The sequence below is a fragment of the Ruegeria sp. AA6 genome (assembly GCF_056542865.1).
On sequence record NZ_JBQGAN010000002.1, the window covers coordinates 458,795 to 473,730 of the forward strand.

The window sequence follows — 14,936 nt, forward strand, 5'->3', positions numbered from 1 at the left end:
TTCCGGTTAATCAGGGTAACGCAACAAGGCGCAGGATTTCCGCGATCACGTCATCGGGCGTCTTGGCGCTTCCTTGCGCCTCAAAGCTGAGAGTGATGCGGTGGCGAAAGACGTCATGGGCGATGGCGCGAACATCAGCCGGGTCGACATAGTCGCGCTCATTCATCCAGGCATGGGCGCGTCCGCATTTATCCAATGCCAACGACGCGCGGGGGCTGGCGCCGATTTCGATCCAACTCGCAAGCTCATCGCTGTATTTCTCAGGTGTCCGGGTCGCCTGTACCAGATCGGCCATGTACCGATCCATTGCGTCGGACACGTGGATTTTCCCAATTTCGGACCGAGCCTGAAACACGGCGTCCTGCGGGATAGGTGCCGCAGCATCGTGTGTCGACCCGGACCCGGCAGCGATTTCTTCACCGCGCACCAGACGGATCACTTCGACCTCGTCTTCGACCGGGGGATAAGTGATCTGAACATGCATCAGGAACCTGTCCATTTGCGCTTCGGGCAGGGGGTAGGTGCCCTCTTGTTCGATCGGGTTCTGGGTTGCCATCACGATAAACAGCGGCTCCATCTTATGTGTGGTGCCCGAGACGGTGACCTGTCGTTCCTCCATCGCCTCCAAAAGGGCAGCCTGCACTTTGGCGGGTGCGCGGTTTATCTCGTCAGCTAAAACGATGTTTGCAAAGATTGGGCCGGGATCGAAACGGAAGGTGTTGCCAGTATCGGTCTGCTGAAACACTTCGGTGCCGGTTACATCCGACGGCAGCAGGTCGGGCGTGAATTGAATTCGGCTGAAACTGGCATCAAGATTGCTAGCCATGGCTTTGACAGCCCGGGTTTTTGCCAAACCAGGCAGGCCCTCGATCAGCAGGTTGCCATTTGCCAGCAATCCGATGATCAACCTGTCGATCACTTCGGTTTGTCCGATGATCGCATGCCCCATCCGCGTTTTGAGTTCACTTATCTGATTAAGTGCATTCATTTCTTGGTCCGATTTGTGGGCTGGTGTCAGGAAATAGCTCACCGCGCCGAAGTAGAGTGTTCGAGAATGTGTATTAATGATCAGAGGTTAGCAGCGTTGTAACGCCTGATCCACTACGAAATCCGTTCCGCAAGATACTGCAAGTTGGCCTGCAATTCAGGACGTATGGCGCCATAGTTGGGTGTGTCGCGCAAAGTTTCAAACCAATGCCGGGGCGGTTGTTTTCCGGCTGCACGGTTCCACGTCAGGTCGCCCAGCAGTGACTGCGCTGTGATGTTCAGCGTATCGGGTATGTCGATCCGGTTTAGGGTAGCCCAAACACCGGTCCATAGTCGTGCAACGGACCAGGGGTTGTAGCCACCACCGCCCAATACCAGTAACCGTGGCGCCATATCGCGCAGACTGGCGACCGCCCGCCAATGCGCATTGTTCGACAGAGTCAGGCGAGACAGCGGGTCCTCGGCCACGGCGTCTGCACCGCATTGCAAAACGATAGCCTGGGGTTTGAAGGACGCGGTTGCTGGCAGGATCAATTGATCAAGGATGGCGTTAAACTCGTCGTCGTTGAGGTTGCGATCAACTGGAAGATTGAAAGCAGCCCCGCCCGCATCGTTATCCAGTGTGCCACTAAACGGCCATCGGCGGGACTCGTGAACTGAAATCATGCGAACTTTGGCCGAGCCCTGAAAAGCCGCTTCGACCCCATCACAATGATGCGCGTCGATATCGACATAGACGATTCGGTCGAGGCCCGCGCGCAACAAGGTCAGGATCGCCAGAACGGGATCGTTCAGATAGCAAAACCCGTTGGCCCGGTCCGCAAGGCCGTGATGGGTGCCGCCAGCAGGGTTAAAAACAATGCCGCCGTAGCGGATCAACTCGGCCCCCAGCATCGAGCCTCCGGCCGCAGTCGCAGGACGTCGGTACATCTCGGGGAACACGGGATTGGACAGTGTGCCCAGCGCGTGTTTGTCCCGCGTTTCATCTGACACCGCCTGATCCCGTTCCGCTTGTTGCAGGGCGGCCACGTAGGTCGGAGTGTGGAACGCCTCTAGCGCGGCGGGTTTCGCGCAGGGGCTCACGCGATAATTTTCCGTCGTCAACCACCCTTGGGCCCGGCACAGATCAATAACGGTAGAAACACGCGGTATCGCGAGTGGGTGTTTGGAACCATAAGTCGAGTTTCGATAAATCTCTGATCCAATGAACAGCGGCTGTTTCATAGTCTAGCTGGCAGAGCTGGGGCGAATTTCTTCGCCCAACCTTCCATCCAGTGACATCAAGATGGCGACCGGGCGCAAGGCTGGAATATGGCTGAACACGATCAGAATACAAACGGTCAGGGGCACGCTTAGGAACGCTCCGATCAATCCCCAGATCGTGGTCCAGAACATCAAAGCCAGTATGACTAGAAAAGTCGACATATTCAAAGACCGCCCCAAAAAGGCAGGATCCAGGAAGTTGCCAATCAAAAATTGAATAGTCCCACAGCCCAGAACAATGATCAGGAACGGCCCAATGCTTTCGAACTGAACCAGCGCAATCATCGATGGAAAAATCACCGCGATGATCGAGCCTATGGACGGGATGAAGTTCAGTGCAAAAGTAAGCACGGCCCAAGTCTCTGCAAACTCCAGGCCCAGAATCTTAAAGACTGAATAACTGATGCCCGCGGTAATCAGGCTGATCAGTGTTTTCACGCCAACATACCGTTGCAGGCTAAACGATATCGCATCGACTATGGCCGCGAATTCACTGCCGGTTTTGGGGTCTCCCGCGGCCAGCTGAATCTTTTTCCGAAAGGCCAGCCGTTCGGCCATAAGAAAGGCGACGTATAAGCTGATCAGAAAGAACTGGTTCAGCAACGAGGTCGCGCTGCCAAGAAGAACACGCGCAACGTAGGACATGTCGATGTTAATCAGATTATCGCGAATAAATTTGGTGACATCATTGCCTACCAGACCGGTGACGCGGTTCACGGCCTCGTCGAACTGGTTTTCGTAAGTGCTGATCGTTCTTGCAAACTGGGTCGCCTGACTTCCCAGAATATACATGATCACAAACAAACCGGCCAAGACGACTGTAACGCCAGCGACGTTGGCCAGCCAAACGGGCGCCCGGGTAAACGCGATGATCCGATCGCTCAGCGCGATAATCAGGACGTTGATCAGCAATGCCATCGTCAACGGGATAAGAAACGCGGACCCGGCATACAGTCCGAGCACCACAAGTGTTGCGACAATTAACGCATCACGCACCACGGACAGCTTGAGCCGTGTGGTGGGCGCGATGGTGTCTTCGTTCTGTGTCATAAATCGACCTGTGTCAGGAATTGGTCTGGGCGCATAAATCTGATCCTGCACAGCAGGGGCGGATTATGCAATGCGCCCAAACATTTGTCAGAGATTATTTGCGCAGCTTATTGATTTGCCGGTTCAGTGAACGGAGCAGGCGGGTTAGGCTTTTGGCATGATCGCGCGTGTGATTCCCTATGTAGGCCGACCAGTTCAGGCGCTTTTTCTGGCCTTGAATAGGTTCGGTTCCAAAAACGGTTTTGTCATGAGCAGCCACGTCGCCATGTCGATGATGATGGCTTTGTTTCCATTCGTTCTGTTCACCGTCGCCCTGGCTGGCTCTCTGTCGCAGGACTACGTCACGAACGAACTGATCGAGTTGATTTTTGGCGCGTGGCCGCAGGATGTTGCGGCGCCCATCGTGGCCGAGCTGCGCTCGGTCCTGGCCGAGTCGGGCTCGGGCGTGATTACGCTTGGTGGTTTGTTGGCGGTGTTCTTTGCCTCAAACGGAGTCTTGGCGGTGCGTGCTGCGATGAACCAGGCCTATCACGATCACGACAGCTGGCCGTTTTGGAAAACCCGCTTGCTGTGTCTGGGGCTGGTGGTCATTGGCGGAGTTGGCATTCTGGTCATTGCCGCAGTCGAAGTTGTCTTGCCCGTCTACACGCAGCTTGTTTCTGAAAAAACCGACGTCAACGTGTCCGACTGGCTTTCCGTAGATCGCTTGCGTTGGACATTTACGGTCGGCGTTCCGATCGGCGTCGTGGTTCTGGCGCATCTGATTTTGCCGACCGGGCGCCATAAGTTAAGGCAAATTCTACCTGGCGTAGTGCTGACATTGGCCCTGTTGGCAGCAGGTGGTTGGGGTTTTTCTGTCTATATCGCGCAGTTCGCCTCGTACAGCGCAACCTATGCTGGTCTTGCAGGGGCGATGGCCGCGTTGATCTTTCTATATTTGTGCGCGGCCATCCTGATCCTCGGAGCGGAATACAACGGTGCTTTGATGGACTTGCAAGATCAAGCTGATGGGCAAGCAACGTGAGGATTTGGGCGTTCCTTCTTGGTCTGTGTTTGCCTTTTGCTGCAAACGCGCAAACACCTGAATACGCGGGGTCAGAGCAATGCGTCGAGTGTCACACGGCTGAGGCCGAGGCATGGGCTGGGTCCCATCACGCTCTGGCTTGGACGCAGGTTGGCGACGGGCACGTTAAAGCAGATTTCGATGGAACACGGTTCGACCATGATGGCATGTCGGTGAGCTTTGAGCGCACCGGTAACGCGTTGCATGCGCGCGTGACCGAGAAGGACGGGCTCACAACGCACTACGACGTGCATTCGGTGGTTGGGATTGAGCCGTTGCAGCAATACCTGTTCGAGACGGAGCCCGGCAGATTACAGAGCTTCGACGTCGTCTGGGATACTGGGGAAGGGCGCTGGTATCACCTGTATCCTGATCAGGACTTGCCGCCCGATGACGGGTTGCACTGGACCGGGCCGTATAAAAATTGGAACGCCCGCTGCGCCGAATGCCACGCGACCGGTTTCGAAAAGAACTACGATGCACAGACCCGCAGATATGTTTCAAAGCAGGCTGAGATCGGGGTTGGGTGTGAGGCCTGCCATGGCCCGGGCTCGGCGCATATTGAGTGGGCAAAAGGGCAAAGTATCGACGCCAGCCTAAACGAATTTGGCTTCACCATGAGTTGGGGCAAGGGGCAGACAGAGGACGAAATCCAGCAATGCGCCGGATGCCATTCCCGTCGCGAAGCGCATGGAGACGGCAACCCTATCCCCGGAACTCCATATCACGATGCCTACAATCTGGCAGTGCTACGCCCCGGTCTTTATCATCCCGATGGCCAGATATTGGACGAGGTCTACGTCTACGGCTCGTTCCTGCAGTCCAAGATGTACGCGCAAGGCGTCGGTTGCATGAATTGTCATGAGCCGCACAGCGCAGAGCTGAAGGCCGAGGGTAACGGAGTCTGTACCCAATGCCATTCGCAAGCGGGCAACCCTGATTTTCCGACCCTAACAGCCAAAAATTATGACACACCTGCGCATCATCATCACGCAGAAGACACCCAAGGCGCGCAGTGCATATCCTGCCATATGATCGAACGGGTTTATATGGGCGTTGACGGGCGGCGCGATCATAGTTTCCGTATCCCACGCCCTGATTTGAGCCTGGGGCAGGATGCCTGCACTGATTGCCATCAAACCGAAGATCAGGCTTGGGCTGCAAAACAGATCGAGGCGTGGTTTCCAGATTCTGCACATCGGAACGCGCATTACGGAACTTCGTTCCAATCGGCTTTGACAGGGCAGGTGGAAGGGCCGGGTGAATTGCTGGAAATTGCGACCGATCCGCAAATGGCTGGCATCGTGCGGGCTACGGCGGCCTATCTGCTTCAGCCCTATGCATCGGGCGAGGTCGCGTTGAAAACGGCTTCGATGTTATCTGACTCCGATCCTCTGGTGCGCGCCAATGCGGTGCCTTTACAACGTCAAGCGACAGTGTCCGATCAGATCCAGCGGCTGGAGCCTCTACTCTCGGACCCTTTGCGTAACGTACGAATTTCTGCCGCCAAAGAATTCCTGAACATTCCAGGCCAGTCCCTGACATCCGAGCAACAGGCGCTGGTCTCGCAGGGCATGGCCGAATGGCAGGGGGCAATCGCAAACCGCCTGGATTTCCCGGAAACGCACCTTGTTCTCGGCGGAATGGCTTTAACCTTCCGCAACGCTCCTGCCGCTGAGCGCGCATTTCGAGAGGTCGTAACCCTGGATCCGCAACGCGCCGAGGCGTGGCCGATGTTGGTTCAACTGGCGCAGATCAACCGAGGGCCAGAGGCTGCGCGCGCAGTTCTGGAAGAAGGGTTGGTGATATTGCCGGAAGACCCAGGTTTAGTGCAGCTCAAGTCGCAACTGCATCCATAGAACGGCATTGTACGGCCCGGTTTGCGCCACGAAACCGGCAAATTTCCCGGCTAAGGATGGGGCAAAGTAGAAACTTTGCCTAATCCAAAGGTGGCTCATGTCTGACAAGCCGGTCCACACATCGCAGTTGCAAAATCCGATGTCGCTAAACCAAAGAATTGCCGATTTGCAGGCCAGAAAGCCGGAATACATCAATCATGGTGAAGCGTTGTTGCTTCAAAGTACTGCAGCTGCGTCTTTGCGCGAGCAGTTTTTGGCAGGCGACCGAAGCTGGCTCGACGACTGAGGTCAGCCGCGGAAACCAGTCGCCACTACGAATTTCTCGGAACTATCAGAGCGCGACGCAGGTGGTTTCACATTCGCCACCTTTTCGAACTTCTGCTTTAGCAGCTTCTGCAGATCGCCCTCGGCACCCCCGGCCAGAACCTTGGCGACAAAGGTGCCGCCTTCTTCCAAAACGTCAAAGGCGAAATAGGCCGCCGTTTCGCACAGGGCCATGATCCGCAGGTGGTCGGTCTGTTTGTGCCCGGATGAGGCTGCGGCCATGTCCGACATCACCACATCGGCTTTGCCGCCCAGCCAATCTTTGACCTTTTGGTCGGCATCGTCCTCCATGAAATCCAGCACATGCGCGGCGGCGCCTGCGACGGGTTCGACCTCTTGCAGGTCCACGCCCAGAACGGTGCCGATCCGCTTGCCGCTTTTTTCGCCCAGCGCGTTCACCCGTTTAACCGCAACCTGCAGCCAGCCTCCGGGCGCACAGCCCAGATCGACCACACGCGCACCGGGAACAAGGAAGCGGAACTTGTCGTCCAACTCCAATATCTTATAAGCCGCACGACCACGATAGCCTTCGGCCTGCGCGCGTTTCACATAGGGGTCGTTCAACTGCCGCTCGAGCCAGCGGGTTGAGCTGAGCTTGCGCCCGCGCGCTGTCTTCACCTTGACCTTCAGGTCGCGCTGCCCACGGCCTGAGTTGTTTTTTCCACTCGGTGTCTTCGCCATCAGAACGGTCCGTCTTCCAATACGCCGTCTGCGCTCATTTGTGCATAAAGCAAACCTTCGCGCAGCCCACGGTCCGCCACGGAAAGGCGGTCGGTGGGCCAGCAGCGAAGCAATGCCTGCAAAATGGCCGAGCCGGACATGATCAGGGCCTGCCGGTCATCGCCGATACGCGGATCGCGCCGCCGCCCTAGTGGGCCGAGTTCTAAGTATCCCCGTATGACTTTGTCAATCTGATCGCTGGTCATACGCAGGCCGTCAACCTTGGTGCGGTCATATCGTTTCAGGCCCAGGTGCGACGCAGCGACGGTTGTCACGGTGCCACTTGTGCCGACGATCTGAAATCCTTCACGGGCCTGTTCATCTTTGTATGGTGCGAAATCGGCGAGGTTTTCTTCGAAAAACCAACTCATCAATGCAAAGCGGGCCGAGTCATCCTCAACATCGTGGAACTGATCCCTAAGCGTCGCAACGCCCAACGGCACGCTGATCCAATCCACCACCTTAGCTGCCGGAAAGGGGCTGTCAGCAGTATGAAACCCGTGGTGCAATCGCATGATCGCAGCGGGGCGGTCGCGGCGCGGCACAGATGAGATGTCGATCCACACCAGCTCGGTCGACCCACCCCCGATATCCACCACCAGCAACTGTTCCGTTTTGGTCGAGACTAGCGGCGCGCAGGAGATCACCGCCAGACGCGCCTCTTCTTCAGGTTGGATGATTTCCAGCGTCAGCCCGGTTTCGCGTTTGACCTGTCGGATGAAATCACGTGAGTTCTTTGCACGGCGACAGGCCTCGGTTGCGACCAGACGCATCCGTTTGACCTTATTGCGTTTCAGCTTTTGTTGACAGATGCGCAGCGCCTGAACGGTGCGCGCCATTGAAGACCGGGACAGTCGCCCGGTCCGTTCCAGACCCGCGCCGAGTTGCACGGATTTGGAAAAGCTGTCTACCACATGGAACCCGCTGCCCTTGGGCTGGGCTATCAACATGCGACAGCTATTTGTTCCCAGATCCAGCGCAGCATACAGCGCATCTGGATCGGGTCTTGCCGGCGCGGGGCTTTCGACCGCCTTCGGGAACGCGCCCGCACCTTTGGGACGCTTGGGCGCCATCTTCAACGCCCTCCGATTTTCGAGTTACCCCGACCATAGGTCGGCCAATTCCATCGTGCAAGACGCTCATTATAGTGATGAGTATTTTGATGTGCGCGATTACGTGCGTTTTCGTTACAAGCCCTGTATTCCGTCGTAGGCAAAAGGTCGTTTGAAATACGTTGTGTGTCGAAAACCGACCGACCTAGGCCCATATAGACGTTTAGAACCGACCCATCTGGTTAGGAGGAATCAAAGGCTATGCCTGACGTCACCATCGTTTACTGGCGCGACATTCCCGCTCAAGTCATCGTCGGCAAAGGCCGTCGCGGGGCCAAGCGGCAATTGGAAGAACGGTTTGAACAAGCCATCGACCGCGCTGCAATGAAGGTGAACGCCAAGGACAGTGATGCCTACCTGGCCGAATGGCGCAAAGCCGAACCTTTTGCAGTTGACGGCGACCCGTCGGAAATTGCCGAGGCCGAGGCCCTGCGTTTGGAAACGGAATACGATCAGGACCGCATCAAAGCGCTGATCGCCAATGACGGTTGGGCGTAAGCCCCAAATCTAATGTGGGAGGCCGCAATGGCTTTGCTGAACTTTAAAAAACGTGATGCGGTCGAAAGCGGCCCAGTCAATCCGACCGTCGAAGCCTTTTTGCAGGGCTATTCGATCGAGGTGATGCCGCGCACCGCCGAAAAGGTCGAAGATTTCCGCGCGCTGCTGCCCGAGGGCACCCGCGTCTACATCGCCCATATCGAGGGCACTCCGATTGAGGACATGGTCAAGACCGCCAAGCGGATCGCGGCTGAAGGTTATCCGGTCATGCCGCACTTCCCGTCGCGGATCATCAAGGACGCAGCAACGCTGGAAAACTGGATTTCCATGTATCAGGGTGAAGCAGGTGTTGAGCAGGCGCTTCTGCTGGCCGGTGGTGTCGCCAAGCCGCATGGCGATTTCGACAGCTCGATGCAGTTGCTGGAAACCGGTCTGTTCGACAAGGCAGGTTTCAAGCGTCTGCACGTTGCAGGTCACCCCGAGGGCAACAAGGACATCGACCCCGACGGATCGACCAAGAACGTTGACGACGCGCTGCGCTGGAAGCAGAAGTTCAGCGAAACCACTGATGCGGAAATGGCGCTGGCAACCCAGTTTGCCTTCGACGCCAAGCCGATCATCGCATGGGCAGACAGCCTGAAAGAAGCGGGCATCGACCTGCCGATCCATATCGGTATCGCGGGTCCGGCCAAGCTGCAGACGCTGATCAAATTCGCCATCGCTTGTGGCGTCGGCCCGTCGCTGAAGGTTCTGCAAAAGCGCGCGATGGATGTCTCCAAGCTGCTGCTGCCCTATGAACCGACCGATGTTGTGACAGAACTGGCCAACCACAAGGCGGCCAACCCGGATTTCAACATCACCAACGTACACTTCTTCCCGCTTGGCGGCATCAAGACCAACGCCAACTGGGCGATCAACAACGGCGGCGCTTCGGCAAAGCCAGCAAATGCTTAAGGAACGGACATGACCCGTACAGTCGTAGAATCAAAAACAAAAACCGCCGTTCTGGGCTTTGACGAACCGTTCTGTGTCATCGGTGAGCGGATCAATCCGACCGGCCGCAAGAAACTGGCGGCCGAGCTGGAAGCGGGCGATTTTTCAACCGTTGAAAAAGACGCGCTGGCGCAGGTGATGGCGGGCGCGACCGTTCTGGATATCAACGCGGGCGTTGTTTACAACTCGAACCCCAACCCGAACGAGACCGAACCGCCGCTGATGCGCAAGATCGTTGAGTTGGTACAAGGTCTGGTCGAAGTGCCGCTGTGCATCGACTCGTCAGTACCGGGTGCGCTGGAAGCGGGCCTTGAGGCGGCTGAGGGCCGTCCGCTGCTGAACTCGGTCACCGGCGAAGAAGAGCGCCTGGAACTGGTTCTGCCGCTGGTCAAGAAGTACAACGTGCCGGTTGTAGCGATCTCGAACGACGACACCGGGATTTCCGAGGACCCCGATGTCCGTTTTGATGTCGCCAAAAAGATCGTAGAACGCGCAGCCGATTTCGGAATCCCCGCGCATGACATCGTAGTTGACCCGTTGGTCATGCCGATCGGTGCGATGGCAACCGCTGGCCAGCAGGTGTTTGCTCTGGTCCGTCGTCTGCGCGAAGAACTGGGCGTGAACACCACTTGTGGTGCGTCTAACATCTCGTTCGGTCTGCCGAACCGTCACGGTATCAACAACGCCTTCCTGCCTATGGCAATGGGCGCTGGCATGACCTCGGCGATCATGAACCCGGTGGCTCTGCCGGTGACGCAGAAGAAGATTGCCGAAAAGAAAGAACAGGTTACTGCCGCTGGTATCATCCTGCCCGAAGGTATGGACGACGAGGCATTTGTTCAGATGTTCGGTCTGGGCTCGACCAAGCCGCGCGCTGGTAAGGAGATGGAGGCCATCCGCGCCGCCAACCTGCTGACCAACAACGACGCGCATGGTGGTGAGTGGATCAAGTTCAACAAGTCGCCGGAAGAGGCGGGCGCTGCTGGTGCCGCCGGTGGTCGTCGTGGTGGTGGACGCCGTCGCCGCGCCTGATCCTCAAAGCGCCGAAAATGATAAGGTCGGGCGATTTGCCCGGCCTTTTTTGTTTTTGACACTGATCAAGGCTGTATCTTGGCAGGCAAGCCAGACTGGCTAGATCGGATGATCAAGGATCGGCGCACATGACCAGACACCACCCTCCGAAGCTTGCGGATGCGGACCTGAGCCAAAAACTGGGCAAGCAGGCGTATTTCAAAAAACTGGCCGAGTTGCAGGCGCAGCTGGTGCTGATCCAGCAGGCGTTCCTGTTTCATGGCACCAAAGGTGTGCTTGTCTTTGAGGGCTGGGATGCGGCGGGAAAGGGCGGTACGATCCGAAGGATCAGTCAGGCGTTGGATCCACGCAGCTTCAAGGTGTGGCCTATTGGGGCCCCTCGGAACTATTACTTGAACCGCCACTACCTGTTGCGTTTTTGGGAAAGGTTGCCGCCGTCGGGCGCGATCTCGGCCTTTGACCGCAGTTGGTATGGGCGCGTGCTGGTTGAACGGATCGAAAAGTTTACGCCGGAAGCGCGTTGGCAGGCGGCCTATCAAGAAATCAACGATTTCGAACGCATGCTGGTAGATGACGGCACGCGCATCGTAAAGCTGTTCTTCCATATCTCTCAGGAAGAACAGATGGAGCGGTTTACCGAACGTCTGCGCAACCCGATGAAACGCTGGAAGCTGACGTATGAGGATTTTCGCAACCGTGAGCGATGGGCCGAAGCCGAGGTTGCCGTGGATGAGATGCTGGCCCGAACTTCAACAGAAATCGCTCCGTGGCATGTGATTCCGGCGAACAACAAGAAGTTCTCTAGAATCAAGGCTATGCAGGCGATCGTTGACGCGTTTTCAAAGGACATAGACCTGAATCCGCAGCACCTGGACAAGAAAACGCTGCATGCCGCCTGCGAAGCCTTGGATGTGGATCAGTCGCTGATCGACAGCCTTCGCGCACGGACCGAGTAATTCTTGCCGCCGACTGAAAGGCGCTTGCAGTCAATCAACGCACGGTGCTATTCAGCGCTACGCGGCGGGTATGATGTAATGGTAGCCTGTCAGCTTCCCAAGCTGAACGCGCGGGTTCGATTCCCGCTACCCGCTCCAATCACTCAGATCGACGCGCCTGAAACAGGTTGATGACCGCCGGAATGCGTAGGTCTGTTCCTGATTGGAAGCGCATAAAATCTTCGGTGACGCTGTTTTGAATTGCCACCACATCCTGCTCATTGCCGCCAAAATGTGCAATCACACGAGCCGCTGGGCCAACGCGCGTACACAGGGCGGCAGACCCTTCAACGCCGCCATAGCCGGGCAGGACCATTGGCACCGCTTCGCCTTTTACGTCGTTCAGTCCGGCCCGCATCATCATAGCGGTCACATGATCAAGATCGTGGAAGGCCAGCGGTCCCGGCGCATAGCGGTCGACACGTGGTGGTCGGCCCAATCGCTCGACTGCGGCCAAGTGCGGCACCTTGAACCAAGGGTTGTCTCCCAAAGGACCCCAGGCGGCAAAGGTCATTTGCCCTCCGGGTTTAAGCGATCGCGCGATATTGGAGAATGCAGTCACCGAATCCTCAAAGAACATCACACCAAAGCGCGAAATTGCAGCATCCATTTCGCCTTGAGAAAATGAGTATGTCTGCGCGTCGGCGTGTTGAAACTGGATATTTGTCAAACCCTTGACCGAGGCGCGGGCCTGTGCGCGGTCCAAAAAAGGCTTTGAAATATCGGCTGCCAACACATGCCCGCCTGAACCAACGCGTTCGGCTGCAGTTAAGGCGCTGACGCCCGTGCCGCAGCCAATATCGAGCACTTTCATACCTTCTGACAGCCGGGCACGGTTTAGAACCAAGTCAAGAACCGAGGAGAAATTCTGGTCCAGCTGATCCTCGTAGGTCAGCCACTTGGTGCCGGAGTCCGAGTTGCCCCAGTACTCCGCCTGTTCTTCGTTTGCCCATTCCATAGAAGCCTCCCACCGCTGGGGAGACTATGACCTCCTGCGGCGACGGCGGCCAGACTTTTCCTCATCTCCGCCACCGGTGTTAAAGGATGGCGCGGGTAGGGTGACAACCTGTGCCAGTTCAGGGAAAGGATCAGTTTTGTGCGGGATCGCGTTGGCGGCGACGAAGTGATCCTGGAATTTGGGTTCGATCGCGGTTTCAACCTTGGTGATCTCGCGTACGACACGTTCGATTTCGGTCCGGGCAGCGATGTTACACAAGGCGATCCGCGCGCCGGTTCCCGCGGCGTTGCCCGCGCTTGAGACTTTGTCCAGGGGTGCATCCGGGATCATGCCCAGAACCATCGCATGTTTGGTCGAGATATGTGCACCAAACGCCCCGGCCAGAACCACGCGATCTACGCGTTCCACATCCATCTCATCCATCAGCAGCCGCGCACCGGCATATAGCGCGGATTTGGCCAACTGAATGGCGCGGATATCACCTTGGGTTACGGTGATGCGGGGGCCACCCTCGGCGCTCGCGTCATGGATCATGTAGGCATGCGTACGGCCTTCGGGGACGCAACGCGGCGTGCCGGTTTGCTCGGCCGATCCGATTAAGCCGCTTTCATCCAGCAGGCCGGCGATGCGCATTTCCGCCACAGCTTCGATGATGCCCGAGCCGCAGATGCCGGTGATACCGGTTGTGGCGACATCTTGGTCGAACCCTTCTTCATCGGACCATTTCTCGGACCCGATAACGCGGAAGCGCGGTTCTTTGGTGTCGGGATTGATCTCGATACGTTCAATGGCTCCCGGCGCGGCGCGCTGGCCGGAACTGATCTGAGCACCTTCGAAAGCGGGGCCGGTTGGCGACGAGCACGCCAAAACGCGAGTGGTATTGCCCAGCAGAATTTCGGCGTTTGTTCCAACGTCGACGATCAACACGAGGTCCTCGGACTTGCCGGGCTCTTCGGACAGGGCCACAGCAGCACAATCCGCACCCACATGGCCCGCGATACAAGGCAGAATATAGACCTGCGCGCGGGGGTTCATCTTGGTCAGGTCCATCTCACGCGCGGGCAGAGAGATGCTTTCGGACGTGGCCAATGCAAACGGTGCTTGGCCCAGTTCGACCGGGTCCAGACCCAGTAGCAGGTGGTGCATGACCGGGTTGCAGACGAACACCGTCTCAACGATCAGGCTCGCATCAATTTCGGCCTCATCCGCGATTGATGTGGTCAGGTCATTGATCGCCTCACGCACGGCTTTGGTCATTTCCTTGTCGCCGCCGGGGTTCATCATCGAATAGGATACGCGGCTCATCAGGTCTTCGCCAAACCGGATCTGAGGGTTCATCAGACCGGAGGATGCCTTGACCTCACCCGTCTCCAAATCGGTCAGGTGCGCCGCGATTGTGGTCGAGCCGAGGTCAATTGCCAGACCGTACAGGCCGCTTTCGTGCAGGCCGGGCCAGATTTCGACGATACGGGCGACCTCATCCTTGTGGCCCTTGTGAACGGCGACGGTGACTTCCCATTTGCCTTTGCGTAGCACAGGCTGCAGCTTGGACATGAGGGACAGGTCGGCAGTGACGGCCTCGATCTTCCACTGCTCGCGCAGGGCACGTTCAAGGCGTTCAAGATCGCCGGTGGGGGAATGCATGTCTGGTTCTTCGACCACCACAAAATACAGCCGGGTTGCCGGGTCCATCGTAATGGCACGCGCCGCGGCCGCTTTGCGAACGACCTGACGGTGCACTTGGCTTTCAGGTGGCACATCAATTACGATGTCACCCTGAACCGTCGCCTGACACCCCAAACGGCGGCCCGGTTTCAGCCCACGCTTGTCGTCATATCGTTGTTCGACGGCGTTCCATTCGCTCAGCGCGTTTTCCGAGACGGTCACGCCGTGCTTGGGAAACTCGCCATAGCTGGGCGTGATCTGACATTTCGAGCAGATCCCACGGCCACCACAGACCGAATCCAGATCCACGCCCAACTGCCGGGCAGCGGTCAGGACCGGGGTGCCAACGGGAAAATGTCCGCGTTTGCCCGAGGGAGTAAAGACAACAAGAGGGTCGGTGGTCATAACTGGCCTGCC

The 14,936-nt window shown here is 57.4% G+C and carries 14 protein-coding genes and 1 tRNA gene; 8 read left to right on the forward strand and 7 right to left on the reverse strand.

Annotated elements, in window-relative coordinates:
- Window positions 1-10: 10 nt before the first annotated feature.
- The 3 genes from ACR0LN_RS05255 to ACR0LN_RS05265 form a co-directional block, all read right to left on the reverse strand.
- The gene (locus ACR0LN_RS05255) at window positions 11-988 is read right to left on the reverse strand and encodes an AAA family ATPase (protein ID WP_480428211.1); all 978 of its coding nucleotides are present in this window, start codon (window positions 986-988) and stop codon (window positions 11-13) included.
- Between the two features lie 113 nt (window positions 989-1,101).
- Entirely contained in the window at window positions 1,102-2,211 is a 1,110-nt protein-coding gene (locus ACR0LN_RS05260) for an acetoin utilization protein AcuC (protein WP_480428213.1), read from the reverse strand.
- Window positions 2,212-2,214: 3 nt separating this feature from the next.
- Window positions 2,215-3,300, reverse strand: a complete 1,086-nt coding sequence (locus ACR0LN_RS05265) for an AI-2E family transporter (RefSeq protein ID WP_480428214.1) — start codon at window positions 3,298-3,300, stop codon at window positions 2,215-2,217.
- Window positions 3,301-3,457: 157 nt separating this feature from the next.
- Between ACR0LN_RS05265 and ACR0LN_RS05270 the strand changes: the two genes are divergently transcribed.
- The 3 genes from ACR0LN_RS05270 (at window position 3,458) to ACR0LN_RS05280 (ending at window position 6,508) form a co-directional block, all read left to right on the forward strand.
- Window positions 3,458-4,324: a YihY/virulence factor BrkB family protein gene (locus ACR0LN_RS05270; RefSeq protein ID WP_480428215.1), complete on the forward strand. Its 867-nt coding sequence runs from the start codon at window positions 3,458-3,460 to the stop codon at window positions 4,322-4,324.
- Window positions 4,321-6,222, forward strand: coding sequence for a multiheme c-type cytochrome (locus ACR0LN_RS05275; protein ID WP_480428216.1), 1,902 nt, complete (start codon window positions 4,321-4,323; stop codon window positions 6,220-6,222). The genes ACR0LN_RS05270 and ACR0LN_RS05275 overlap by 4 nt, the downstream gene beginning before the upstream one ends.
- Window positions 6,223-6,319: 97 nt before the next feature.
- Complete coding sequence (locus ACR0LN_RS05280) at window positions 6,320-6,508, forward strand: hypothetical protein (protein WP_480428217.1); 189 nt, start codon at window positions 6,320-6,322, stop codon at window positions 6,506-6,508.
- 2 nt (window positions 6,509-6,510) lie between these two features.
- On the opposite strand, the gene ACR0LN_RS05285 is transcribed toward ACR0LN_RS05280, so the two are convergent.
- Window positions 6,511-7,227 carry an RlmE family RNA methyltransferase gene (locus tag ACR0LN_RS05285; protein WP_480428218.1) on the reverse strand — a complete coding sequence of 239 codons (717 nt, stop codon included), beginning with the start codon at window positions 7,225-7,227 and terminating at the stop codon, window positions 6,511-6,513.
- A complete protein-coding gene (locus ACR0LN_RS05290) occupies window positions 7,227-8,339 on the reverse strand; it encodes a Ppx/GppA phosphatase family protein (protein ID WP_480428220.1) in 1,113 nt (370 codons plus the stop codon). The genes ACR0LN_RS05285 and ACR0LN_RS05290 overlap by 1 nt, the downstream gene beginning before the upstream one ends.
- Window positions 8,340-8,579: 240 nt before the next feature.
- On the opposite strand from ACR0LN_RS05290, the gene ACR0LN_RS05295 reads away from it, so the two are divergent.
- The 5 genes from ACR0LN_RS05295 (at window position 8,580) to ACR0LN_RS05315 (ending at window position 11,995) form a co-directional block, all read left to right on the forward strand.
- On the forward strand, window positions 8,580-8,876 hold the full coding sequence (locus ACR0LN_RS05295; RefSeq protein WP_480428222.1) for a virulence factor: 297 nt from the start codon (window positions 8,580-8,582) through the stop codon (window positions 8,874-8,876).
- Between the two features lie 27 nt (window positions 8,877-8,903).
- Entirely contained in the window at window positions 8,904-9,830 is a 927-nt protein-coding gene (locus ACR0LN_RS05300; protein WP_480428223.1) for a methylenetetrahydrofolate reductase, read from the forward strand.
- 9 nt (window positions 9,831-9,839) lie between these two features.
- On the forward strand, window positions 9,840-10,901 hold the full coding sequence (locus ACR0LN_RS05305; protein ID WP_480428224.1) for a methyltetrahydrofolate cobalamin methyltransferase: 1,062 nt from the start codon (window positions 9,840-9,842) through the stop codon (window positions 10,899-10,901).
- A 128-nt stretch (window positions 10,902-11,029) separates the two neighbouring features.
- Window positions 11,030-11,857 carry a polyphosphate kinase 2 family protein gene (locus ACR0LN_RS05310; RefSeq protein WP_480428226.1) on the forward strand — a complete coding sequence of 276 codons (828 nt, stop codon included), beginning with the start codon at window positions 11,030-11,032 and terminating at the stop codon, window positions 11,855-11,857.
- A 64-nt stretch (window positions 11,858-11,921) separates the two neighbouring features.
- A tRNA-Gly gene (locus ACR0LN_RS05315) sits at window positions 11,922-11,995 on the forward strand.
- A gap of 1 nt (window position 11,996) precedes the next feature.
- Here the strand turns inward: ACR0LN_RS05315 and ACR0LN_RS05320 are convergent.
- Together ACR0LN_RS05320 and ACR0LN_RS05325 are read right to left on the reverse strand one after the other, a co-directional pair.
- On the reverse strand, window positions 11,997-12,854 hold the full coding sequence (locus tag ACR0LN_RS05320; protein ID WP_480428227.1) for a class I SAM-dependent methyltransferase: 858 nt from the start codon (window positions 12,852-12,854) through the stop codon (window positions 11,997-11,999).
- A 24-nt stretch (window positions 12,855-12,878) separates the two neighbouring features.
- A complete protein-coding gene (locus tag ACR0LN_RS05325; RefSeq protein WP_480428229.1) occupies window positions 12,879-14,924 on the reverse strand; it encodes an ASKHA domain-containing protein in 2,046 nt (681 codons plus the stop codon).
- Between the last annotated feature and the right edge of the window lie 12 nt (window positions 14,925-14,936).